At 68.8% G+C, this 20,659-nt stretch carries 21 protein-coding genes; 14 read left to right on the top strand and 7 right to left on the bottom strand.

Annotation, left to right across the window (positions count from 1 at the left end; translation table 11 throughout):
- Window positions 1–28 precede the first annotated feature (28 nt).
- Window positions 29–550 carry a flavodoxin family protein gene (locus ACWGE0_RS12265; protein ID WP_452260952.1) on the top strand — a complete coding sequence of 174 codons (522 nt, stop codon included), beginning with the start codon at window positions 29–31 and terminating at the stop codon, window positions 548–550.
- Window positions 547–1,194: a lycopene cyclase family protein gene (locus tag ACWGE0_RS12260; RefSeq protein WP_452260951.1), complete on the top strand. Its 648-nt coding sequence runs from the start codon at window positions 547–549 to the stop codon at window positions 1,192–1,194. Before ACWGE0_RS12265 ends, ACWGE0_RS12260 begins: the two co-directional genes overlap by 4 nt.
- A gap of 83 nt (window positions 1,195–1,277) precedes the next feature.
- On the opposite strand, the gene ACWGE0_RS12255 is transcribed toward ACWGE0_RS12260, so the two are convergent.
- The 3 genes from ACWGE0_RS12255 to ACWGE0_RS12245 all read right to left on the bottom strand — a co-directional run bounded on the left by ACWGE0_RS12255 (window position 1,278) and on the right by ACWGE0_RS12245 (window position 3,622).
- Window positions 1,278–1,880 carry a hypothetical protein gene (locus ACWGE0_RS12255; protein ID WP_452260950.1) on the bottom strand — a complete coding sequence of 201 codons (603 nt, stop codon included), beginning with the start codon at window positions 1,878–1,880 and terminating at the stop codon, window positions 1,278–1,280.
- On the bottom strand, window positions 1,828–2,520 hold the full coding sequence (locus ACWGE0_RS12250; protein WP_452260949.1) for a universal stress protein: 693 nt from the start codon (window positions 2,518–2,520) through the stop codon (window positions 1,828–1,830). The genes ACWGE0_RS12255 and ACWGE0_RS12250 overlap by 53 nt, the downstream gene beginning before the upstream one ends.
- A gap of 103 nt (window positions 2,521–2,623) precedes the next feature.
- Window positions 2,624–3,622 (bottom strand): Acg family FMN-binding oxidoreductase, encoded by a 999-nt coding sequence (locus ACWGE0_RS12245; RefSeq protein ID WP_452260948.1) that lies wholly within the window; start codon window positions 3,620–3,622, stop codon window positions 2,624–2,626.
- A 141-nt stretch (window positions 3,623–3,763) separates the two neighbouring features.
- Between ACWGE0_RS12245 and ACWGE0_RS12240 the strand changes: the two genes are divergently transcribed.
- Window positions 3,764–5,437 carry a sensor histidine kinase gene (locus ACWGE0_RS12240; RefSeq protein WP_452260947.1) on the top strand — a complete coding sequence of 558 codons (1,674 nt, stop codon included), beginning with the start codon at window positions 3,764–3,766 and terminating at the stop codon, window positions 5,435–5,437.
- Here ACWGE0_RS12240 and ACWGE0_RS12235 read toward each other — a convergent pair.
- Both ACWGE0_RS12235 and ACWGE0_RS12230 read right to left on the bottom strand, forming a co-directional pair.
- Window positions 5,434–6,090, bottom strand: coding sequence for a response regulator (locus tag ACWGE0_RS12235; protein WP_452260946.1), 657 nt, complete (start codon window positions 6,088–6,090; stop codon window positions 5,434–5,436). The genes ACWGE0_RS12240 and ACWGE0_RS12235 overlap by 4 nt on opposite strands.
- 78 nt (window positions 6,091–6,168) lie before the next feature.
- Window positions 6,169–6,453, bottom strand: a complete 285-nt coding sequence (locus ACWGE0_RS12230) for an SHOCT domain-containing protein (protein WP_452260945.1) — start codon at window positions 6,451–6,453, stop codon at window positions 6,169–6,171.
- A 122-nt stretch (window positions 6,454–6,575) separates the two neighbouring features.
- On the opposite strand from ACWGE0_RS12230, the gene ACWGE0_RS12225 reads away from it, so the two are divergent.
- From ACWGE0_RS12225 to ACWGE0_RS12215, 3 genes are read left to right on the top strand one after another with little or no spacing between them, the layout of a single operon-like run.
- The gene (locus tag ACWGE0_RS12225; RefSeq protein ID WP_452260944.1) at window positions 6,576–7,211 is read left to right on the top strand and encodes a hypothetical protein; all 636 of its coding nucleotides are present in this window, start codon (window positions 6,576–6,578) and stop codon (window positions 7,209–7,211) included.
- A 26-nt stretch (window positions 7,212–7,237) separates the two neighbouring features.
- Entirely contained in the window at window positions 7,238–7,804 is a 567-nt protein-coding gene (locus ACWGE0_RS12220; RefSeq protein ID WP_452260943.1) for a CBS domain-containing protein, read from the top strand.
- A complete protein-coding gene (locus ACWGE0_RS12215; protein ID WP_452260942.1) occupies window positions 7,801–8,676 on the top strand; it encodes a universal stress protein in 876 nt (291 codons plus the stop codon). The genes ACWGE0_RS12220 and ACWGE0_RS12215 overlap by 4 nt, the downstream gene beginning before the upstream one ends.
- Here ACWGE0_RS12215 and ACWGE0_RS12210 read toward each other — a convergent pair.
- On the bottom strand, window positions 8,673–10,352 hold the full coding sequence (locus ACWGE0_RS12210) for a TIGR04141 family sporadically distributed protein (RefSeq protein WP_452260941.1): 1,680 nt from the start codon (window positions 10,350–10,352) through the stop codon (window positions 8,673–8,675). The two genes, ACWGE0_RS12215 and ACWGE0_RS12210, sit on opposite strands and share 4 nt — an antisense overlap.
- An 800-nt stretch (window positions 10,353–11,152) precedes the next feature.
- Complete coding sequence (locus ACWGE0_RS12205; RefSeq protein WP_452260940.1) at window positions 11,153–11,599, bottom strand: universal stress protein; 447 nt, start codon at window positions 11,597–11,599, stop codon at window positions 11,153–11,155.
- 147 nt (window positions 11,600–11,746) lie between these two features.
- On the opposite strand from ACWGE0_RS12205, the gene ACWGE0_RS12200 reads away from it, so the two are divergent.
- The 8 genes from ACWGE0_RS12200 to ppk2 all read left to right on the top strand — a co-directional run bounded on the left by ACWGE0_RS12200 (window position 11,747) and on the right by ppk2 (window position 20,491).
- Window positions 11,747–11,944, top strand: coding sequence for a DUF1918 domain-containing protein (locus ACWGE0_RS12200; RefSeq protein WP_452260939.1), 198 nt, complete (start codon window positions 11,747–11,749; stop codon window positions 11,942–11,944).
- Between the two features lie 3 nt (window positions 11,945–11,947).
- Window positions 11,948–13,162, top strand: coding sequence for an MgtC/SapB family protein (locus tag ACWGE0_RS12195; RefSeq protein WP_452260938.1), 1,215 nt, complete (start codon window positions 11,948–11,950; stop codon window positions 13,160–13,162).
- 77 nt (window positions 13,163–13,239) lie between these two features.
- Complete coding sequence (locus tag ACWGE0_RS12190) at window positions 13,240–13,743, top strand: universal stress protein (protein ID WP_452260937.1); 504 nt, start codon at window positions 13,240–13,242, stop codon at window positions 13,741–13,743.
- Window positions 13,740–16,316, top strand: a complete 2,577-nt coding sequence (locus tag ACWGE0_RS12185) for a bifunctional acetate--CoA ligase family protein/GNAT family N-acetyltransferase (RefSeq protein ID WP_452260936.1) — start codon at window positions 13,740–13,742, stop codon at window positions 16,314–16,316. The genes ACWGE0_RS12190 and ACWGE0_RS12185 overlap by 4 nt, the downstream gene beginning before the upstream one ends.
- Window positions 16,317–16,343: 27 nt before the next feature.
- Complete coding sequence (locus ACWGE0_RS12180) at window positions 16,344–16,793, top strand: universal stress protein (RefSeq protein ID WP_452260935.1); 450 nt, start codon at window positions 16,344–16,346, stop codon at window positions 16,791–16,793.
- Complete coding sequence (locus tag ACWGE0_RS12175; protein WP_452260934.1) at window positions 16,790–17,194, top strand: CBS domain-containing protein; 405 nt, start codon at window positions 16,790–16,792, stop codon at window positions 17,192–17,194. Before ACWGE0_RS12180 ends, ACWGE0_RS12175 begins: the two co-directional genes overlap by 4 nt.
- Window positions 17,175–19,700: an HAD-IC family P-type ATPase gene (locus ACWGE0_RS12170; protein WP_452260933.1), complete on the top strand. Its 2,526-nt coding sequence runs from the start codon at window positions 17,175–17,177 to the stop codon at window positions 19,698–19,700. Before ACWGE0_RS12175 ends, ACWGE0_RS12170 begins: the two co-directional genes overlap by 20 nt.
- A complete protein-coding gene (gene ppk2, locus ACWGE0_RS12165) occupies window positions 19,700–20,491 on the top strand; it encodes a polyphosphate kinase 2 (protein ID WP_452261129.1) in 792 nt (263 codons plus the stop codon). The genes ACWGE0_RS12170 and ppk2 overlap by 1 nt, the downstream gene beginning before the upstream one ends.
- Window positions 20,492–20,659 lie beyond the last annotated feature (168 nt).

Here is a 20,659-nt window from a genome sequence, read left to right as displayed (position 1 = left end):
CCTCGTGCGGCAGACCTACCGTCGACTTATGAAGCACGCACTGGTGGTGTATGAGTCGATGTTCGGCAACACCAAGGAAATCGCCGAAGCCGTGGCCGAAGGGTTGCGGGGCTCCATGACCGTTGAGGTCGTCGAGGTGAGCTCGGCCCCGGTGGAGCTGAGTGACGAGGTCGGGTTGCTCGTGGTCGGTGGTCCGACGCACGCGTTCAGCATGAGCAGGCCGAGCACCCGCGCCGACGCCGCCACCAAAGGCGCCGACAAGCAGGCGGCCGCGGCAGCAGGACTGCGGGAGTGGGTGGAGCAGATCGGCAAGGGAGCGGCACACCCGCCGGTGGCCGCGTTCGACACAAAAGTCAAGCGGCCGAAACTGCCCGGCTCCGCTGCCCGTGCCGCGCTCACACGGTTGCGGCGCGCCCACTTCCCGGTGCTCACGTCGGCGGAGAACTTCTACGTGGACGGCACCGCGGGCCCTCTGGTCGAAGGTGAGCCCGACCGCGCCAGGAACTGGGGTGCCAAGTGCGCGGCAGAGGTGGGACAGGCCGACATGTGACCACCGTGATCGCCGGCGGCGGCGTGAGCGGGCTCAGCCTCGCCGCGCACCTCGCGGTGGCCGATCACCGGCACCCCGTCTTGGTTGTCGACGACGGCTCGTATCCTTTGGACGACAGGACATGGGCGTCCTGGAGCGACCGGCCCGGCCTGCTGGACGCCGCCGCGTCGCGATGGTTCGAGCGGATCCATGTACACGCCAACGGCCGTACCACCGTGATACCGCTGGGGCGTTACCGCTATCGCGTGGTTCGTGGCAGTGATCTGCGGGCCGTCGTGCGCAGGTACACCGATCCGTTGCCGCACTTCACCTTCCATCGCGGTCACGTGGATCGGATCGACCAGAACGGGGTCGTGGTCGATGGTAACCACATGAGGTCCAGGTGGGTGTTCGACAGCGTGATCGGACCCGAAGTGCCGCCACCTGTGGACGCACAGCTGAGCTTCTGCGGCTGGTATGTACGCAGTGAACGAGAGGCGTTCGATGCGGAGACACCGACGTTCTTCGACTTCCGCACGTCACAGGAGCATGGCGCGAGTTTCATCTATGTGCTTCCTGGTCACTCAGGATCCTGCGCAGCTGGAGCGGGCCTTTGGCGCATTGTTCCGTTTCCACACCGCGGAGCCCGCGCTGCGCTTCCTTGACGAGGTCACCACGCCGCCGCAGGAATGGCGGTTGTTCGCGGGCATGCCCGCAGCGGTCTACCTTGCCGCGGCCGGGCGCCGTCTCAGTTCCTGACACCGCCGGTTTCGGCGTTGTGCTCGATCGTTCGCAGCACGGCGCGGCTGATGAGCGACACAGCTGGTGTGCTGATGCGCCAGTAGCGGCGGAAGTTGAGCCAGGCCTGGGGATCGGTGAGAGTCACCCGGATCTCCGATGAGAGCAGGGTGCGGCGTTCGCCGTAGGGGTGAGCGGTGAACGACCACACGACCTTGCCGAAACCCGGTGCGGCGAAGTCGAGGAAGTCACGCGGCTCGCACGGAATCCACTTCACCACTGGCCGCCAGAACTTGCCGACCGCGCCGAGCACGATCTCGTGGCCTGGATTCTCACCGAGGATCATCCAGTCCGTGCCGGCGTCGAGGTCGTCCCACGTCAGCCGAGTGCGCTCACGGGTGGGACCGTTTTTGCGTGCATGCCACCGTTCCGGCATCTCGCGGAACCACACCGCGAATCCCGCGACGCCCCCGCGCAGCTCGGTGAGGTCCAACTCCCGCAAGGCCTTCCACGTGGTCACCGGATTCGCGTCGACCAGCAGGTGGTCGGTGCGGCCGAACTCAGGCCTGGAGGCGAACCGGTCGGCGAGGAGCGGGGATGGTGGTGTGGCCATGGTGTGCCTCCAGAACCGGTTGGTGCACAACGAGAACAGGGCACGGGGCGTGATGGAGTGCGGCTCTGGTGACGGTACCGCTCTCGTGCGTGTCACCGGAACCGACGACGATCAGGTCGGTGTCGGTGCACCGTGCGATCGCCTCGTGCGGTTGCGCGCGGACCAGCACAGCGTGGTGCCGGATCCCGTCGAGCGCTGCGGACGCGCGTGCGAGTACATACGTGTGGTCCGTGTCCATGCCGCACCTGACCGGGGGCTCTGGCGCGGCGTGGAGGACCCGCAGCCCCGCGCCACGTCGCCGGGCGAAGTCGGCGGCGTGACGCAGCACCCGGCCGTCACCGGGGCCACCGCTGACCAGAACGGTGACGTGGCGGTGCTGGGCGTCGACGGCAGCGGGCGTCCCACGCACGACCACCGTGTCGCAGCGCGCCGCGGCGAGCAGCGGCAGGACGTGGCCACCCAGACCAAGTGCCGAGTTCGCCGGACCCCGGTAGCCGATGACCACGAGCTGGGCGTGGAAGTTTTCCTGTGGGCGGTGGATCTCGAGGCCGGTGCCGACGAGCTGGGCGTGAGCGGCTGCCCACCGCAAGGCGTTCTCGTCGCGTCTGGCGCCGTCTTGGATGATCACAACTGGTTCCATGCATTGACGATGGTCCGTCGCGTTCGTCTGGAGCAGGGCGGGAAGAGTCCACTGCGTCGGGACCAAAGTCCTGCCATCGCGAGGCCTGTCCGGCACAGTCGGTTCAGTGCGTTGCATGCTCGTCGGAGTCGAGCAGCAGCTCGGAGACGGAGCGACGCGGCGTGGGAGGGACAGGCGTGCTGAAACCCATGCGCAGCACGGTCTGCGGCACGAGCAGTCCACCAAGCGCCCGTCGCAGATCCTCGCGAACGCGCCGGACCTCGACCGGCTGGGACAGGAACGACGCGGACAGCCCGTGCGTGGTCGCGGTGAGTAGAACGCGCTGCATCGCTTGCCCCGCCTGCAGATCACCGAGTGGCCCGTCGTAGTGCGAGCACAGGACCATGACGAGCGGGTCGGACTCGTAGTCCTTACCGGGGTGGCGTTCGGGGCCCTGGAAGTCGCGGAACACCCACTCGTCCTGCATCTCCGGACGCACGCCCGCCGAAGCGGGCGGCACGCCGTCGATTGCGCCGGGACGATGGCCGGTGAACGCCGCGAGCTCCGCTTGCACGCCCTCGTCGCCGAGCTGGATCTGGTGTGCCTGCTGAACGAACCGCTTGAGCTGGGCGCGGTTCTCCGGCGTCGTCACGAGATGCAGCCAGGACCGTTCCAGCTCGGCCGCACGAACCAGCGCATGGCGCTGACGAGGGTCGATGATCCCTTCGAGGAACGGCCTGCGGTTGGTGCGACGGCGGGGCACTGCCGCGAGCAGGGCCCGGCTCTCGTCGTCGATCTTGAGCGTGCCACCGCGGCGCACCACGGCGAGCGCGCCGGGCGCGTCGTGGCCGGGCAGCATCGACACCAGTGGTCGCACACCCATGCTTTGCAGGGCCAGCCGCAGGTTGAACAGCGCCGCACCGCAGGACAGCCGCAGTTCGCGGTCTTCCGGGTCGGTCGCCGCCAGCTTGCGGCTCGGGTCCGGGTGCAGCTCGATCCGGTGGCGCCGCACGAGGAAACGCCACGGCTGGGTGTTGTGCACGGACGGAGCGAGCGAGGCAGTCGTGAGCGCGCTCTCGATCTGTTCGGGCCCCAGCCCCAGAGCCGCCACCACTTGAGCCATGTTCTTCACCCCATCGTGTTGCCTGGTGAAACCTGTTGTGGCGTTCACTGTCCGCGCCGCCACGGGGTGAACCCACCATCGAAGGTCCCGACCTGACCGGGACCGCTTGGCGCCGCAACGACCTCGTGACAGGCTTGATCCATGGTCGACTCTCAGGATCCACCGGTACGCAGCCTGCTCGGCGGGTTGCGCCTGGACGACCTGCTCGACGAGATGCGTGACCGGCTCGCCGAGATCGGGTCCACCAGGGACAAGATGCAGAGCCTGCTCGACGCCGTCCTCGCGGTCGGCGCCGGCTTGGAGCTGGACTCCACCCTGCAGCGCATCGTCCAGGCGGCCGTGGAGCTCGTGGGCGCCCGCTACGGCGCGTTGGGGGTGCTCGGCTCGCGGCACAACCTCTCGCAGTTCGTCTACGTCGGCATCGACCCCGAGACCCGCGCGCACATGGGGCACCTGCCCGAGGGCAAAGGCCTGCTCGGTCTGCTGATCAAGGATCCTCGGGCGATCCGCCTGCACGACCTGTCCGAGCACGCGGCCTCGGTGGGCTTCCCTGCCAACCATCCGCCGATGCACAGCTTCCTCGGCGTTCCGGTGCGGGTGCGGGACGAGGCGTACGGCAACCTGTACATGACCGAGAAGAAGGGCGGCGGGGACTTCACCGCCGATGACGAGGTCGTGCTGGAGGCACTGGCCGCGGCGGCCGGTGTGGCGGTGGAGAACGCCCGCCTGTTCGAACGCTCGCGGATGCGGGAGCGGTGGCTCGAAGCGACCGCGGAGATCAACGCGCAGCTCCTGGCCGGTGCGACCGCCGATGACGCGCTACGGCTGATCGCACAGCGGGCCGTTGAGCTGGCGTCGGCTTCGTGGGCGGCAGTGCTGCTGCGCGATGGGAATGAACTCCGCAAGGCCGCACAGGCGGGGAACGAGACTGTTCCCGATGCCTTCGCCGCCGACGCACCGGTGCTCGCGCAGGTGCTGGAGACGGCCGCACCGGCGTTGATCGAGGAAGTGGACGGCCAGCTCGGCGACCTGCCGGCCCAGACAGGCGCCGCGGTGGTGCTGCCGCTGCGCGCCGGAACCACGGTGACCGGTGTGCTGCTCGCCGTCCGGGACAAGGACGCGGCCTCCTTCGGTGCGGACCTGATGCCGCTGCTGGCGTCGTTCGCCGACCAGGCCGTGGTCGCGATCGAGTTCGCCGAGAACCAGAGCGCCAAGCGCCTGGTCGACGTGCTGGAGGATCGCGACCGCATTGCCCGTGACCTGCACGATCACGTGATTCAGCGGCTGTTCGCCACCGGCATGAGCCTGCAGGGCGCGTTGACCTGGGTGACTCACCCGGAGGCGCGCAGGCGGGTGACGAAAGCGGTGAACCAGCTCGACCAGACGGTGCTGGAGATCCGCACGTCGATCTTCGACCTGCAGGCGGACTCCGGCGACACCGGGCTGCGGCGAAAGCTGCTCAACGCCGTCGCCGAACTCACCGAAGACGGCGAGCTGAGCCCGGCAGTGCGGATGTCGGGCACTATCGACAGTCTGGTGCCTGACTACATCGGCGACCACGCCGAGGCGGTGGTGCGCGAGACCGTGAGCAACGCGCTGCGTCACGCTAACGCGACGGAGTTGACGCTGACCGTTGAGGCCGGCGACGCGCTGATCATCACGATGGTCGACAACGGCACAGGCATGCCACCTGACATCGCGCGCAGCGGCCTGCGCAACCTCGAACAGCGCGCGGCCGAGTTGAACGGCGCGCTCACCGTCGGCGAAGAACCTGGTGGCGGCACGCGGGTGACGTGGAGGGTCCCGCTGGACTAGCCGGTCTCGTTGTCGTGGGTGGGCTTGCGCAGCTGCGAGGCGAGCACGGCGGCCTGGGTGCGGCGTTCGAGGCCGAGCTTGGCGAGCAGGTGGGAGACGTAGTTCTTCACGGTCTTCTCCGCGAGGAACATCTTCTCCGCGATCTGCCGGTTTGTCAGGCCGTCACCGATGTAGTCGAACACCGTCCGCTCCTGCTCGGTGAGAGCACGAACCGGGTCTCCCTGCTCGCGTTCGCGGCGGATCCGGTTGAGCAGCGCCGCGGTCGAGCGGGCGTCCAGAAGCGACTGTCCGGCTGCGACGGTCTTCACCGCTGTGGTGAGGTCGGTGCCGAGGATGCGCTTGAGCACGAATCCGGACGCGCCCGCCATGATGGCGTCGAACAGCGCCTCGTCGTCGGTGAACGACGTGAGCATCAGGACGTTCAGCTCGGGCATGCGTGAGCGCAGCTCGCGGCACAGTTCGATGCCGTTGCCGTCGGGCAGCCGCACGTCCAGCACGGCCACGTCGGGGTTGGTCACCGGGACCATCGTCAGCGCCTCGGTCACCGAGGCCGCCTCGCCCACGACTTCGAGGTCGGGAGAGGCGCTGAGCAGCTCCCTGATCCCGACCCGGACTACCTCGTGGTCGTCCACCAGGAAGACTCGCGACACCACCGCAACCACCTTCTCTCGATCGTTCCGCGATCACGATCTCCCGGCGGACCGTGGGCCACACAGGGCCCAAAGACCCTGTCACCGGGAATCCAGTGTCCTCCGGACCTGCTCGAACTCCTCGGTGTCGATGTCACCTCTGGCCAGCCGCTCCCGCAGTATGCGCGTCTCCGAACCGGTGTGCGGGAACCGGCGCAGCAGCACGACGCCCAACGCGACCAGGCCGCCCCAGAACAGCAACATGGTCAGCGCCATCATCGAGAATCCGCCCCAGCCCATCGGGGTGCCGTAGTACCAGGTCATCGTCATCGCCTCCGTTGTCGTGTCCAGGCTCTTCCCGTTGACCGGGCTGTGCGGAGAGTCCAAGTGCCCGACCCAAGTGAGCAGGTCCGCCCTGTCCCTGCGGCGCGCTGCGGCGGAATCGTCGAGACATGCGATGGAACCCAGCAGAGTCCGCGGAAATCGTCGAGGCAGCCGTTAGAGCGCCCGTGTACAGCGCGGACCGCCCGTGGGCTCTGGAGCTGCACGGCCGGTCGGTCTACCTCTTCGAGGCAGGGGCACGGTCCGAGCACGACCCGCTCGGCTTCGACCGCTTGCTCTCGTGCGGCGCCGCCCTGGAACACGTCGTGCTCGCCATCCGGCACGCTGGCTGGCACCCGCACGTCGTGTTCCCGACCGACCAGGCCAGCCCCGACCTCCTTGCTGTCGTGCGCGCGGACCGCAGCCAGCCACCGGATCCGCAGGACCTCGACCTGCATCGGGCGATGCGCCTGGTGGACGTGTCCGGTGAAGGCGACGCTCACGCGTTCGGGTGGGCGAGCCACTGGGCGGGAACGGAGCTGCGCGCCCTGAGCGACCACGAACTCGTCGTGATCACCACCGATGACCGCCGCCCTGACCACGTCCGGGGCGGCGCGGCGCTGCAAGCCGCCGTGCTGGCCGGTCGAAGCGCCGGAGTGGCGGTGCGGCCGGTGGTGCACCTGGTGCACCGGCAGGAGTGGCGGGCGGGCCTGATCGAACGGCACGAGCTCGCCGGCTTCCCGCAGGCGCTGGCGATCGTCGGTGCCAAGGGCCCGGTCGGCACGGGACCTACGACAGCGTCCGCCGGTCGGTCCGATTCCTAGCGTTGTAGTCGGAAGGGAGTTCCGCCATGCGTGCTCGCGACATCATGACCAGCCCGGTGATCACCGTGACGCCGGCCGTACCGCTCAAGGGCGCGGCCGCGCTGATGGTCTCGCACGGGTTCACCGCGCTGCCCGTCGTCGACGACGACAAGCGCCTCATCGGCATCGTGACCGAGGCCGACCTGGTGCGCGGCCAGTACCTCGAGGAAACCGGCAGCGTGGTCGCCGACGTGATGACCACCCCCGCCGTGGCGATGGACGCCGCCGCACCCGCCGAGATGCTGGCACGCGTCATGATCGACGACCGCAGGCGGTGCGTCCCGATCGTCGACGGCTCGACCGTGATCGGCGTCGTCACCCGCCGCGATCTGGTGCGGGTGCTCGCCAGGGCCGACACGACGGTGGCTGCGGAGGTCCAGCGTGTGCTCGACATGTACAGCGGTGGTCGCAAGTGGACGGTCACGGTCCACGAGGGCGAGGCCGTGATCGGCGCCGCGACCACCGACGGCGAGACCGAACGGGTCCTCGTCGCACTCGCTGACGCGGTGCCGGGAGTGCTCCGCGCTCGCGTTCTGACTGGAGGACAACGATGAAGGCCCCATCCGCCCCGATCGTGGTCGGCGTCGACGGCTCCGCGTCGGCCCTGTCCGCCGTCACCTGGGCCGCGCAGGAGTGCGCCCGCCACAACGTGGCGTTGCGGCTCGTGCACGCTTATGTGCTGCCGACCCGCGGCTACCCCGAGATCATCCTCACCGGCAACGAGATCCGCCAGGCGATCGAGCAGCTCGGCCGCGACAAGCTGGACGAGGCCACCGCCGCCGCGCGGGCGGCCGCGCCGAACATCGAGGTGACGACCGAGATCGTGTGCTGCGGCTCCACCACGCTCCTGATCGAGGAGTCGAAGACCGCACGGCTCGTGGTGGTCGGCTCCCAGGGTCTCGGAACGGTGACCGGCATGATCGTCGGCTCCACCGCACTGGCACTGGCGGCCCACGGCAAAAGCCCAGTCGTCGTGGTGCGCGGAACCTCCGTGCCTGATGGGCCTGTCGTCGTCGGCGTCGACGGCTCTCCGACCAGTGAGGCCGCGCTGGCCTTCGCCTTCGAGACGGCGTCGATGCGCAGCGCTCCGCTCACCGTGGTGATGTGCTGGACCGACTTCATGGTGGAGAGCGCCTACACCGCCTCCCGGTTCACCGTGGACTGGGGACAGGTGGAGGCCGACGAGCGACGGCTGCTGGCGCAGCGACTCGCCGGGTGGCAGGAGAAGTACCCGGATGTGCAGGTGCATCCGGTGGTCGTGCGGGATCGGCCGGTGCGGGCGTTGATCCGGTACGGGGCTGAGGCTCAGCTTGTGGTGGTGGGTAGCCACGGGCACGGCGGGTTCGCCGGCATGCTGCTCGGCTCGACGAGTCAGGCCCTCGTCTACAACGCGCCGTGCCCGGTGGCGATCGTGCGGCCCGACTAGGCCGCGTTATCGGCTGACTTCCCCTTCGTCTTCGCGATGAAGGGGATGTCGGCGAACTGCAACTCGATGCCGAGGTTGCGCAGCTCGTGGCTCAGCCGCAGCAGGCTCACCTGCGACAGCGTGAACAACGTGTCGACATCCCACGCCCGGCCGGCGATCGCCAGGACGACCACGGTCGGGCGCTCGGTGACGTCCCGCTGGCTGTCGAGCACGCGGACCTTGTCCCGCAACTGCTGCATCGCCTGCGGCTCGAAGTACTGCGCCCACGCCGACACCTGCGCCTGCGTGTACAGGTGGCTCGCCGCCGTCGCGCGTCCGAGCCACTTGATGTGCACGATCTCGTTGTCGGGACCGAAGACGTCGCAGATCTCGAAGCCCCGCAGGTGCATCGGGGTGTAGGCGAGGCCGCGGTCCATGCACAGGTAGCCAGCCTGCTTGGCCACCTTCTCGGCGAAGCGGTGCTCGTCGTCCCGCTCGCCGGTTGGCACCCACACCGGGAACGTCAGCGTGCTCTTGTTCTCCAGCAGCGCGCGGACCTGCTCCTTGACGCGCGCGACCGCGCCTTCGCCGATCTCGTACCACTTGCCCTGGTGCAGGGCGTAGGTCTTGCCCTCGACCACGGTCTGGAACGCCACCCACTTGATCATGGAGATCGGCCGGGTGAACGGCTCCGCGCCCAGCTCGTCCTCACAGGGCGCAAGACCTGCCTTCCGCAGCACCTCGAGCCGAAGCGACGGGTCGACGGCTGCGAACGGCTCCACCAACTCGTAGATCTCGAACCCCGGCTCCAGCGCCCGCGCGGCGGTCGGGCCGACCCGGCTCGACTTGAAGGACTGAGCCTGGCCGATCTCCCGGATCGCCGAGGAGGGCCAGCAGACGCCCAACGGTCCGAACTGGTCGTCGCCGCCGAGTGCCGCGGAGAACTGGCGCTCCAGGTCCGGCATGACCGGGTCGTTGGGGCTGACAGGACGGATCTCCGCGATGTGGCGCAGCGGTGCGCCCGCCACGTCTTCGTCGACGATCGCGCTGATCTTGCGCAGGTCGGCGATGAACGTCTCGGGAGTGCGACCGAGCTGGATGTTCAGCGCGCGCCCTGCCCTGATGTTCCAGGTGTTGCCGTCGGTGGCGGCGTCGTAGGTCAGACCGGACAGGTCGGCCGGCCCCTCGATGCCGGTGACGAGCTCGCCCGCGGGTTCCAGGGGGAAGCCCGACAGCGAGCTGCCTGAGGGGAACGAGACCTCCATGCCGCGTGCGGACACGTCGAGGAGGCTGCTGCGGAGCACGCGGACCTTGTCCGGGTCGATCCGCCTGATCCCGAAGTTCAGCCCGAAGTCGTCGTCGAGCAGCAGCTCGTCGAGCATGAACCTGCTCGACGCGCCCCACGTGACGGCGCAGACCCACTCGTCGTCGATCTCGACGACGATGAGTGCGAACGGGGAACTGCCCGTGAGACCCAGGTTCTCGAGGTCCGACACCCCTGTGAGGTGCCGGACCCAGTCCGGCTCGCCGCTGCTGCGGACGCCGGCGAGTACGTGGGTGCGGGTTCCGGCGATCAGGAGTTCACCGTGGTACTTGAGGTCGACTCCTTCGACGCTCTTGAGGTAGTCGCCGAGGTTCTCGTGCGTGACCGGGAGGCGATACACGGTCGCCGCCCCGGTCGGAAGTGCCTTTGCCAAGGTAGGGGCTTCTTTCGTCGTTCGATCGACGACGCAGGTGAAGACAGCGGATGCATCGTCTGGCTGATAGGGCGCGCGGGGGAACGCGCGCAGCCGGACAGCCGTGCGGCAGGCCTGTGACGGTCCGATGTGGACACCTTGTGACGTCGCCCATTTGGATGCTGACGTCACACGATCGTGACTGGTCCTGCGCGCCTGTGAAGCCCTAGACTCGGCGCGCGTTCTCCCGACTTGTTCTGGTTCTGAGGCCAGGTTCTTGCCGGTGGAACTTCACGCGGCCTCCTGCTCGAACAGGGGGTCGCGTTCGCACGTCCAGGGCATGTTCGCCTTGGACGTGATCCAAGAATGACACGCCCACACGTATGAACACGGCAGCCGACACGCCCAAGACCCTTGAGTGGTCGACGTCCATCGCCGAACGGTGAGCCGTGTTTGGCGGGACTGAACTACGCGCCTATCAGTCCATTCCGTAAATCAGTGGCGGTAAGAACCGTCCACTTTCTTTCCAGATAAGGCCGACAACCTTGTCGAAGGCCTGATAATTGACAAAAAGTGGTCAATTTCAGGTATGGAAATCGCGAGAAGTTGCGCAGAGTGACTGATCGGATGCGGCTCGCTGCATGTCCGCGCTGCGGCAGAACGACCGTTCGTCGCAGATGGGGTCAATTGGTGCCCTGGGAGACGTCGTATGGATCAGATCGCGTGTTACACGCGGTTAAACGGTGCTGATTAAGCCTCGTGATGTTGGAATCGCCCTACGTGAAATCGATTTCTTGCGGGGTTCTCGTTCAAGTCCGCTGTTACCGGGTGGCTGTTGGGGGAATGACGACGACAGGGCACTCGGCACTGCGCAGACAGGCCGCAGCGACTCCGTGCGTGAGGAATTCGCGGACGGCTCCGCGTCCTCGTGTGCCGATCACCAGCAGCTCGGCGTGCTTTGAGGCGTCGGTCAGGTGGTCGGCCGCGTGCCCGACGACGACGCACTCGGCGACGTCCGGCGCGTGGAGCATCGTGGCGCGTACCTGCTGCACGGTGTCGTGGAGTTCGCGCGCGGGGTGTCGTTGCGGCATCTCGCCGTATGGGTTGAGCCCCATCGGCACGGCCGGCACGACCACCGGCTCCTGGTGGTAGGCCAGCATCGCCTCCACCCGCGCGCCCCGATGCGCCGCCTCTTCCATCGCCCACCGCAAGGCCGCGCGTGACTCCGGCGAGCCGTCTACACCGACCAGGATCACGGGTGTCCTCATGGCTGCTCCCATCACTCCTGACCAGCGTGGCGGCGAGGGCGGACGCGCCGGCAGGGACCAAGGTCACGAGCCAGGCGAGCCCATCCGCACTGCTGACGCCCACGCGCGAGGCGAACCCTCGATCACACCGAGTGGATGGAGGACGTCATGAGAGCGAAACGGGGCGACTGGCTCGTAGAAGCCGGCGGGCGGCGCGGAATGATCACGGCGGTCAAGCACGAGGACGGCAGACCTCCTTTTCTCGTGCGGTGGCTGGACACCGGGCACGAGACGCTGGTGTTTCCCGGCCCGGACGCGCACATCGTCACGGCCGAGGACGAGGCCGCGCGACTGCGCACGGGCTGACTTGTGGACACCCCTGTCGCACTCGGCCACCTCGCGACGGCGCTCGCGATCGGCCTGCTGCTGGGCGTGGAGCGTGAGCACGACAACGCGCACAACTCGACCAGGCCCGCAGGGTCTCGGACGTTCCCGCTGATCGCACTGGCCGGAGCGGTGAGTGCGGCGCTGTCACCGGTGGCGCTGGGCGTCGCGCTCGGTGCTGTCGCCGCGCTCGTCATCGCCTGGTACCTCAGCACCGCGGAACCTGGCGCTACGACCGAGATCGCCGCTATCGCCACGTTTCTGCTGGGCGCGCTCGCATGGCATCGGCCCGAGCTCGCGGTGCCGGTGGGTGTCGCGGCCGCGGCATTGCTGGCCGCGAAACGGCCGTTGCACCGGTTCGCCCGCAAGGTGGTGAGCGATCAGGACGTGCGCGACGCGATGATCCTGTTCGTCGTCGCGTTCGTCGTGCTGCCGCTGCTGCCCAACCGCCCGCTCGGCCCGTACGGCGTGCTCAACCCAGCCCGCGTGTGGTGGCTGGTCATCGCCGTCACAGTGATCGGCTGGGCCGGATACGTGGCGGCACGCGCGTTCGGCGAGCGCTGGGGCTTGCTCGTCACCGGGTTCGCAGGCGGTTTCGTGTCCGGGTCGGCGACGACCGCGGTGATGGGGCGCAAGTACCGAACCGTTGGTGCGGCGGCGTTTCCCGGCGCGGTGGCGGTCAACCTGGCCACTCTGTCGCAGATCGTCGCGGTGACCGCCATCGCCAGCCCGCCAGTTGCGCTGCGGCTCCTGCCCGCGATCGGAGCGGGTGCGGTGGTGCTGCTGCTTGAGGTGGCATGGCTCGTCTGGCGCACCAAACTCGCGGAAGCGGAGAACGACGAGCCCGTGCTGAGCAGGCCGATGTCGCTCAAGGCGGCGCTGTCGCTGGCCGCGATCCTGGTGCTGTTCCTGGTGGTCACCCGCGCGGCAGCCGAGTGGCTCGGTGGCGGGGGAGTGGTTGCGGCCGGAGCACTGGGCGGTCTGGCTGACGCGCACGCCGCAGCGATCGCGGCGGCTTCGCTTGCACCACAGTCGATTTCGGTGCACACAGCTGTCCTGGCCTGCGGTGCGGCGCTGGCCACGAACACCGTCGTGAAGCTCGTCTTGGCCACGGTGGCCGGCGGACCGCGGTTCGCGCTCCAGCTTGCGGCATGGCTCGCGCCGGCGGTCGTGGCGGTCGGGCTGGGCATGGCCTGGTAGGCCGGGGACGAAGGTCCCGAACGGCGCGGGACCGCAGGCACTCACCGGCCGCTGCGCGGACCGGAAGGCTGAAGTACATGAGCGAGAACGAATCCCGGCCCGTGGTGGTCGGCATTGATGGATCACCGGCCGCACTGGCGGCGTTGCGGTGGGCCGTTGAGGATGCTCGGCGGCGTGGGTGTCCGGTCGACGTGATCTCGGCGTGGCACCCGGACTACGGCGTGATGATCGGCCCGGTGCCCGCTGAGGTCCTGATGGCGCTGTCGCCGCAGGCGATGAAGGAAACCGCGCGGAAGAACCTCGACGCCGCGGTGCAGGGGTTCGAGGGTGTTGAGATCCGGGCGATCCTGGTCGAGGGCGACCCCAGGGACGTCCTCGCCAAGGCGTCGAAGGACGCGGAGCTGCTCGTGGTCGGCAACCGCGGGCACAGCACGGTGGTCGAGGTCATCCTCGGCTCGGTCAGCTCGTACTGCGTGCACCACGCCTCGTGCCCGGTCGTCGTGATCCGTGAGCCGAAGGTCAAGAAGGAGCACGCGCTTGCTGCCGCGGCCGCACCGCTGACGCCTGGACCGCTGCTGTGAACGCGGCGGCGTTGCTGACGGACGGCTCGGTCGTCACGGTGCGCGAGCTGGGGCCGGACGACGTGTCGGCACTGCTCGACCTGCACCGCGGGCTGCCGATCGAGGACCAGTACCTCAGGTTCTTCAGCACGTCGCCGAGGCAGTTGGAGGACTTCGTCGAGCGGATGGTCTCGCCGGACGCGCCACGCCACGTCGTGCTCGGCGCGTTCCGTGAAGGGCGGCTGCTTGGGGCTGCGAGTTACGTGGTGGTGCGGGAGACGGACTTCGCGGAGGTCGCGTTGGTCGTGTCGCACGCCGAGCAGGCCCACGGCGTCGGCACGCTGCTGCTGGAGCACCTGGCCTCGCTGGCGCGCAGCCGGGGCGTGCGCCGCTTCACCGCCGAGGTACTCACGATCAACGGCCGGATGCTGCGCGTCTTCACCAGCATGGGCCTCGTCACGGCCATCGTGCCCGACGGCGAGGTCATGTACATCGAGCTCGTCCTCGAGCCCGGCGACACTTACCTCGACGCGGTGAGCCAACGGGAATCGCTCGCCGACGTCGCGAGCCTGACCCACGTGCTGCGTCCCACCTCCATCGCCGTGATCGGCGCGGGTCGATCACCGGACTCGGTGGGGCACGCCGTGCTCCACAACCTCGTCGACGGCAACTTCACCGGCGACCTCTACGCCGTCAATCCGCACGCGAAGTCCGTGGACGGTGTCGACTGCTACGCCTCGGTCGGCGAGCTGCCTGAAGCACCCGAACTGGCGGTGCTTTGCGTGCCGGCGAAGGCCGTTCCCGCCGTCGCCGAGGAGTGCGGCCGCCGCGGCGTGCGCGCGCTGGTCGTCATCTCCTCGGGTGTCAACGCCGAGGAATTGCTGACGGTGGTCGGTGCACACGGGATGCGCCTCGTCGGCCCGAACTGCCTTGGCGTGTCGACGAGTGCGCCCGCCATGCGGATGAACGCCACGTTCTCCGCGCACAGCACGCTCGCGGGCACCATCGGGCTGGTCACCCAGTCCGGCGGCGTCGCGATCGGCGTGCAGGAGGAGTTGCGGAGGCTCGGCCTCGGCCTGTCGAACCTGGTCTCCACCGGGGACAAGCTCGACATCAGCAGCAACGACCTGCTGATGTGGTGGGAACACGACCAGGACACCCGGATCATCGCGCTGTACCTGGAGTCCTTCGGCAACCCGCGCAAGTTCGCCCGCATCGCCCGCAGGGTCGCCGCGAGCAAACCGGTGCTCGCCATCCGCGCGGCCACCAGCGAAGCGGGCCAGCGCGCTGCCGCCTCGCACACGGCCTCGACCGCGACGCCCTCGGTCACCAGGGACGCGCTGTTCCGCCAGGCGGGCGTGATCGCCGTCGACAGCGTGCCGGAGCTGACCGACGCCGTGATGGCCCTGAGCTGGCAGCCGCTCCCCAATGGACGGTCGGTCGCGGTGCTGAGCAACGCCGGCGGACTCGGCGTGCTGGCCGCGGACGCCTGCGTCCGCCAAGGACTGCACATGGCCACACTCGGCGAAGAGACCCGCAAGGCCTTGGCACAGTTGGTTCCGGCGACGGCCAGCGTGCAGAACCCGGTCGACACCACCGCGGTCGTCGACGAGGAGACCTTCGCCCGCTGCCTCGACGTCATCGGCGCGGACCCCGCGGTCGAGGCGGTGATCACCGTGACAGTGCCGACCGCACTCGGCGACCCCTCCGATGGTGTGCACAACATCGACGGCAAGCCGGTGCTCGCAGTGCGTACCGGTCAAATCGAACGGCTCGGGGGAGAGGTGCCTTGCTACGCCGAGCCCGCTCGCGCGGCAGCGGCTCTGGCACGGCTCGCGGAACGCGCCGAATGGCTCGCCCGCCCGAGGGAGTTCACTCGCCTGAGCCGGATCGACCTCGATGCCGCGAAGGCGATTGTGGCGCAGGGACAGGGCTGGCTGCCTCCGGACGAGGTGGTGTCGCTGCTGACCGCGTTCGGGCTGCCAGTGCTGGGCGGAACACTCGCGACGACCCTGGAGCACGCGGTGGCGGCGCAGCAGGCTTACGACGCACCGGTCGCGCTCAAGGTTGTCGCCGACGACCTGCTGCACAAGAGCAAGGGAGGCGGCGTGGAACTCGGCGTCACCGACGCGGGCGGGGTGGCGGAAGCCTTCCGCGCGTTCCAAGAACGCTTCGGCGACAGGTTGCGCGGCGTGTTCGTGCAGCCGATGGCCTCGGGCGGCAGGGAACTGCTGGTCGGCGTCGTCACCGACGAGAAGTTCGGACCGCTCGTGGTCACCGGACTCGGCGGCGTGGACACCGACCTGCTCGACGACCGGGCGGCCGCACTCGCGCCACTGTCCACAGCGGACGCCGACGATCTCCTGCACGGCTTCCGCACTGCGGGCCATGTGCTCGCGGAGACGAACGAGAAGGCAGTGCGGGAAGTGCTGCTGCGAGTGGCCGAACTGGCCGGCGCACTGCCCGAGGTCGTCGAACTCGACATCAACCCCCTGGTGGTGACGGACACGGGATGCGTGGTCGTGGACGCGCGGGTGCGCGTTGCACAGGCCGAGCACACCGACCCGTTCCTGCGCCGCCTGCGGATCAGCTGACAACGCGAAGACAGAGGAGAAAAGGCCATGAGCAGCAAGCCGATCGTCGTGGGCATCGACGGAACGCCCGCATCGGACCGAGCACTGGAGTGGGCGCTGGACGAGGCCGTCGTGCGCGGCTGCCCGTTGCACGTCGTCCACGCCTGGACCTTCGAGGCGCTCGCTGACTGGACGGAGACCACCGAGCAGCGCGTGCGGGCCGAGTCGGAGGCCCTGATCGAGAAGGCAGTGCAGACGTTGTCGGAACAGCGCGAGGAGCTGCCCGAGATCGTCCGCAAGAGCCTGCGCGGCGACGCCGCGGAGACGCTCGAAAAGGCCTCTGAAGGCGCCGCGATGCTGGTCGTCGCCTCGCACACCGGGCACCGGATCCGCCAGATCGTGCTGGGCTCGACGAGCATGCACGTCGTGCGGCACGCGCACGCGCCGATCGTCGTCATCCCGGTGAGCGACCGCGAACTCGCTGAGACCACGCGATGAAGGCCGCCGACGCGATGGTCTGGCCGCTCGTCACGGTCGGACCGCGTGACTTCGCCCGCCACGCCGGCGGCCTGATGGACGACTTCGGCCTGACGATGCTGCCCGTCGTCGACCAGCGCGGGTTCCGGGGCGTGGTGACGAGAGTGGACGTGATGCGAGGCAAGGAAGGTGTGCAATCACCTTTCGTGCGGCAGGTGATGTCGCAGCCGGTGCTCGTGGCCGCGCGGGACACGCCGGTGGAGACCGTCTTCGACGCGATGACTCGCTATGAGGTGTTGTGCGCGCCCGTGCTCGACGACGGGCAGGTTGTCGGCATGGTCACCAGGCTCTCGATTCTCCAGGCGATCACCCGGAACAACCACCTGCACGTGGAGGCAGGCCGTGCCGCTGTCCACAGCTGACCGCGAGGACGTCGCCCACCACGGACTGCCGGTGGCCGAGGTCGTCCTGATCGCGGAGACGGACGAGGCCGCCGGTCTCTCCACCACCCAGTGGCGGGATCGGCTGGCGGCGCTCGGCCCGAACGAGCTGCCCGCCCAGCGCGGGCAGAGCTGGGTGGTGCGGCTGCTCGGACAGCTGCACCACCCGCTCATCTACGTGCTGCTGGTGGCCGCGGGGATCACCGCCGCGCTGGGCGAGGTCGTGGACGCGTCTGTGGTGTTCGGTGTCGTCGTGGTCAACGCGATCATCGGGTTCATCCAGGAGGCGCGCGCTGAACGCGCTCTGGACGCGTTGACGGCGATGGTGCGCACCGAGGTGACCGTCGTGCGCGACGGTCTCACCGCGCGGGTCCCATCGGCGGAACTCGTGCCGGGCGACCTGGTCGTGCTGGAGGCGGGCGACCAGGTCGGCGCGGATCTCCGGCTGGTCACCACGAAGGAGTTGCGCGTCGACGAGTCGGCGTTGACCGGGGAGTCGGTGCCGGTGGCGAAGAACCCGGTGGCGTTGCCTTCGGACACGGCGTTGGCCGACCGCACCAACATGGCCTACTCCGGCACGTTGGTGACCGCCGGCGGCGGGCGTGGTGTGGTGGTCGGGACCGGTGCGGACACCGAGATCGGCCGGGTGCACCGGCTGGTCAGCACGACCACCACCGTGCAGACCCCGCTGACCCGCAAGCTCACGCGCTTCAGCCAGATCCTGACCGTCGTGATCCTCGGGCTCGCCGCGTTCAGCGTCGTGGTCGGCGTGCTGCGCGGCGAACCACTCGCAGAGATGGTCACCGCCGCTGTCGCGCTCGCTGTCGGCGCGATTCCCGAAGGCCTGCCCGCAGCGGTCACCGTGACGCTGGCGATCGGGGTGGCGCGGATGGCGCGGCGCAACGCGATCATCCGCAGGTTGCCCGCCGTCGAGACGCTGGGCAGCACCACGGTCATCTGCACGGACAAGACAGGAACGCTGACCGCCAACGCGATGACGGTGAACGCGGTCGTCGTGGGAAGCACGCGCCATGACCTGTCAGGCATCGGGTACGAACCCATCGGAGCCGTGACGCCCGAGGTGACACCGGCGCTGCGTGAGTGCCTGCTGGCGGGCCTTGCCTGCAACGACGCGCGAATCGTCGAGGACGGCGGACGCTGGCTCCCCGTCGGCGATCCGACCGAGGCCGCGCTCGTGGTCGCTGCCCGCAAAGCCGGTCTGGACGACAACGACGTGTCCGAACGGGTGGACGTGCTGCCGTTCAGCTCGGAACGGATGTTCATGGCGACCCGGCACGCCAACGACGTCGTCTACGTCAAGGGCGCGGTCGAACGGATCCTCGCCCTCGCCGGGCTCGACCACCACCCCGAAGCCGACGAACTGTCCGCCGCCGGTCTGCGGGTGCTGGCCATCGGACGCGCAGCAGGTGTCGAACTGTCCGAGGAAGGTTTGCGGGGCAACGTGGAAATGCTCGGCCTGGTCGCGATGCACGACCCGGCGCGCCCCGAGGCGATCGAGGCCGTGCGTGCCTGCCAGGCGGCAGGCATCGAGGTCAAGATGATCACCGGTGATCACCCGGCCACCGCTAGGTCGATCGCGGCGGAGTTCGGTATCACTGACGTGCACGCCCGCGTCGCGCCTGAGGAGAAACTGAGGCTGGTCAAGGAGATCCAGGCCGGTGGCGAGGTCGTCGCGATGACCGGCGACGGCGTGAACGACGCTCCTGCGTTGCGGCGCGCGGACATCGGTGTGGCGATGGGCAAGGGCGGCACGGAGGTGGCCAAGCAGGCCGCCGACATGGTGCTGACCGACGACAACTTCTCCTCGATCCGCGCCGCGGTCGAGGAAGGCCGCGCGGTCTTCGACAACCTGCGCAAGTTCATCATCTGGACATTGCCCACCAACATGGCCGAGGGCCTGGTGATCCTGACGGCGATCCTGCTCGGCGCGGCACTGCCGATCCTGCCGGTGCAGATCCTGTGGATCAACATGACCACCGCTGTCGCGTTAGGACTGACGCTGGCGTTCGAACCTCGCGAGGCGGACGTGATGAGCCGGCCACCGCTGCCACCGTCGCTCCCGCTGCTGACCCGGCAGCTCGTCGGCCGCATCGTGTTCGTCTCCGCGATCCTGCTCGCGTGCTCGTTCGGCGCGTTCCGCTGGCAGCTCGCCTCGGGCGCCACGCTGGAGGTCGCGCGGACGGTCGCGGTCAACGTCTTCGTCGGCGCCCAGATCGCGTACCTGGTCAACTGCCGCTCGCTGGAGAAATGGCGGCCGGCCACCGGACCGAACCGCTGGCTGTGGGTCGGGATCGGACTGACCGTGGGGCTGCAACTGCTGCTCACGTACGTGCCGTTCATGAACTCGCTGTTCCACACCGCGCCGCTCGGGTGGCAGCCGTGGCTGGTGGTCTTCATGCTGAGCGCGGCGGCGTACGTCGTCGTGGAGCTGGAGAAGTGGCGGCAGCGTCACGCGAAAGGCAGCTGATGGCCAAGCTGGGGCGGGAAGTCTACGAGCAGGAGCTGCTCCGGCTGCAGACCGAGCTGGTGAAGCTGCAGGAGTGGGTGAAGGCCACCGGCGCCCGGCTCGTGGTGGCGTTCGAGGGCAGGGACGCGGCGGGCAAGGGCTCGGCGATCAAACGGATCACCGAGCACCTCAACCCGCGCGTCGCCCGGATCGTGGCGTTGCCCGCACCCAGCGAACGCGAGCGCACCCAGTGGTATTTCCAGCGTTATGTGGCACATCTGCCGGCGGCGGGCGAGATCGTGCTGCTGGACCGCAGCTGGTACAACCGCGCCGGCGTCGAACGCGTGATGGGCTACTGCACACCGGAGGAGCACAGGTTGTTCCTCCGGCAGTGCCCGCAGTTCGAACGGATGCTCGTCGAGGACGGCGTCCTGCTCCGCAAGTACTGGTTCTCGGTCAGCGACGCCGAGCAGGAACGCCGGTTCCGCAAGCGCCTCGACGACCCGCTCAAGCGGTGGAAGCTCTCCCCGATGGACCTCGAGTCCTTGACCCGCTGGGAGGACTACTCGCGCGCCAAGGACGAGATGATGGTCCACACCGACATCGCAGAATCACCCTGGTACGCGGTCGAAGGCGACGACAAGCGACGGGCGCGGATCAACATGATCGCCCACCTGCTCAGCACGATCGACTACCACGAGGTCACCGCGCCGAAGATCAAACTGCCCCCGCGGCCACCGTCCAGCGGCTACCAGCGCACGGCCCGCGCATTGCAACGAGAAGTGCCGGATCACGCCGCCAAGCTGGTCTGAACGTCGGAGAAGAAGCCCTGCGGTCAGCTCGTCGACGCCGACGGAGGCAGTTGAGGAGCGGTCGCGGCACCAGCGCACCGAGGCTTCGTTTCGGCGAGACCAGGGGCTCATCGGTGACGAGACCAAGGTCCCTGGGGACCACCGTGTCCACCCGGAAGTCTTGGGGGT

The sequence above is a fragment of the Lentzea sp. NPDC054927 genome (assembly GCF_053610285.1).
The sequence above is the reverse complement of the archived record's forward strand: the minus strand, read 5'-3'. Positions and strand labels throughout refer to the sequence as shown.

What these genes read in the sequence shown, in the direction of transcription:
- ACWGE0_RS12215 (WP_452260942.1), top strand. Translation starts at nt 7,801, where the DNA reads ATGAAGGCCCCATCCGCCCCGATCGTGGTCGGCGTCGACGGCTCCGCG.
- ACWGE0_RS12250 (WP_452260949.1), bottom strand. Translation starts at nt 2,520, where the DNA reads ATGGAACCAGTTGTGATCATCCAAGACGGCGCCAGACGCGACGAGAAC.
- ACWGE0_RS12245 (WP_452260948.1), bottom strand. Translation starts at nt 3,622, where the DNA reads ATGGCTCAAGTGGTGGCGGCTCTGGGGCTGGGGCCCGAACAGATCGAG.
- ACWGE0_RS12240 (WP_452260947.1), top strand. Translation starts at nt 3,764, where the DNA reads ATGGTCGACTCTCAGGATCCACCGGTACGCAGCCTGCTCGGCGGGTTG.
- ACWGE0_RS12265 (WP_452260952.1), top strand. Translation starts at nt 29, where the DNA reads ATGAAGCACGCACTGGTGGTGTATGAGTCGATGTTCGGCAACACCAAG.
- ACWGE0_RS12200 (WP_452260939.1), top strand. Translation starts at nt 11,747, where the DNA reads ATGAGAGCGAAACGGGGCGACTGGCTCGTAGAAGCCGGCGGGCGGCGC.
- ACWGE0_RS12205 (WP_452260940.1), bottom strand. Translation starts at nt 11,599, where the DNA reads ATGAGGACACCCGTGATCCTGGTCGGTGTAGACGGCTCGCCGGAGTCA.
- ACWGE0_RS12180 (WP_452260935.1), top strand. Translation starts at nt 16,344, where the DNA reads ATGAGCAGCAAGCCGATCGTCGTGGGCATCGACGGAACGCCCGCATCG.
- ACWGE0_RS12255 (WP_452260950.1), bottom strand. Translation starts at nt 1,880, where the DNA reads ATGGCCACACCACCATCCCCGCTCCTCGCCGACCGGTTCGCCTCCAGG.
- ACWGE0_RS12175 (WP_452260934.1), top strand. Translation starts at nt 16,790, where the DNA reads ATGAAGGCCGCCGACGCGATGGTCTGGCCGCTCGTCACGGTCGGACCG.
- ACWGE0_RS12190 (WP_452260937.1), top strand. Translation starts at nt 13,240, where the DNA reads ATGAGCGAGAACGAATCCCGGCCCGTGGTGGTCGGCATTGATGGATCA.
- ACWGE0_RS12220 (WP_452260943.1), top strand. Translation starts at nt 7,238, where the DNA reads ATGCGTGCTCGCGACATCATGACCAGCCCGGTGATCACCGTGACGCCG.
- ppk2 (WP_452261129.1), top strand. Translation starts at nt 19,700, where the DNA reads ATGGCCAAGCTGGGGCGGGAAGTCTACGAGCAGGAGCTGCTCCGGCTG.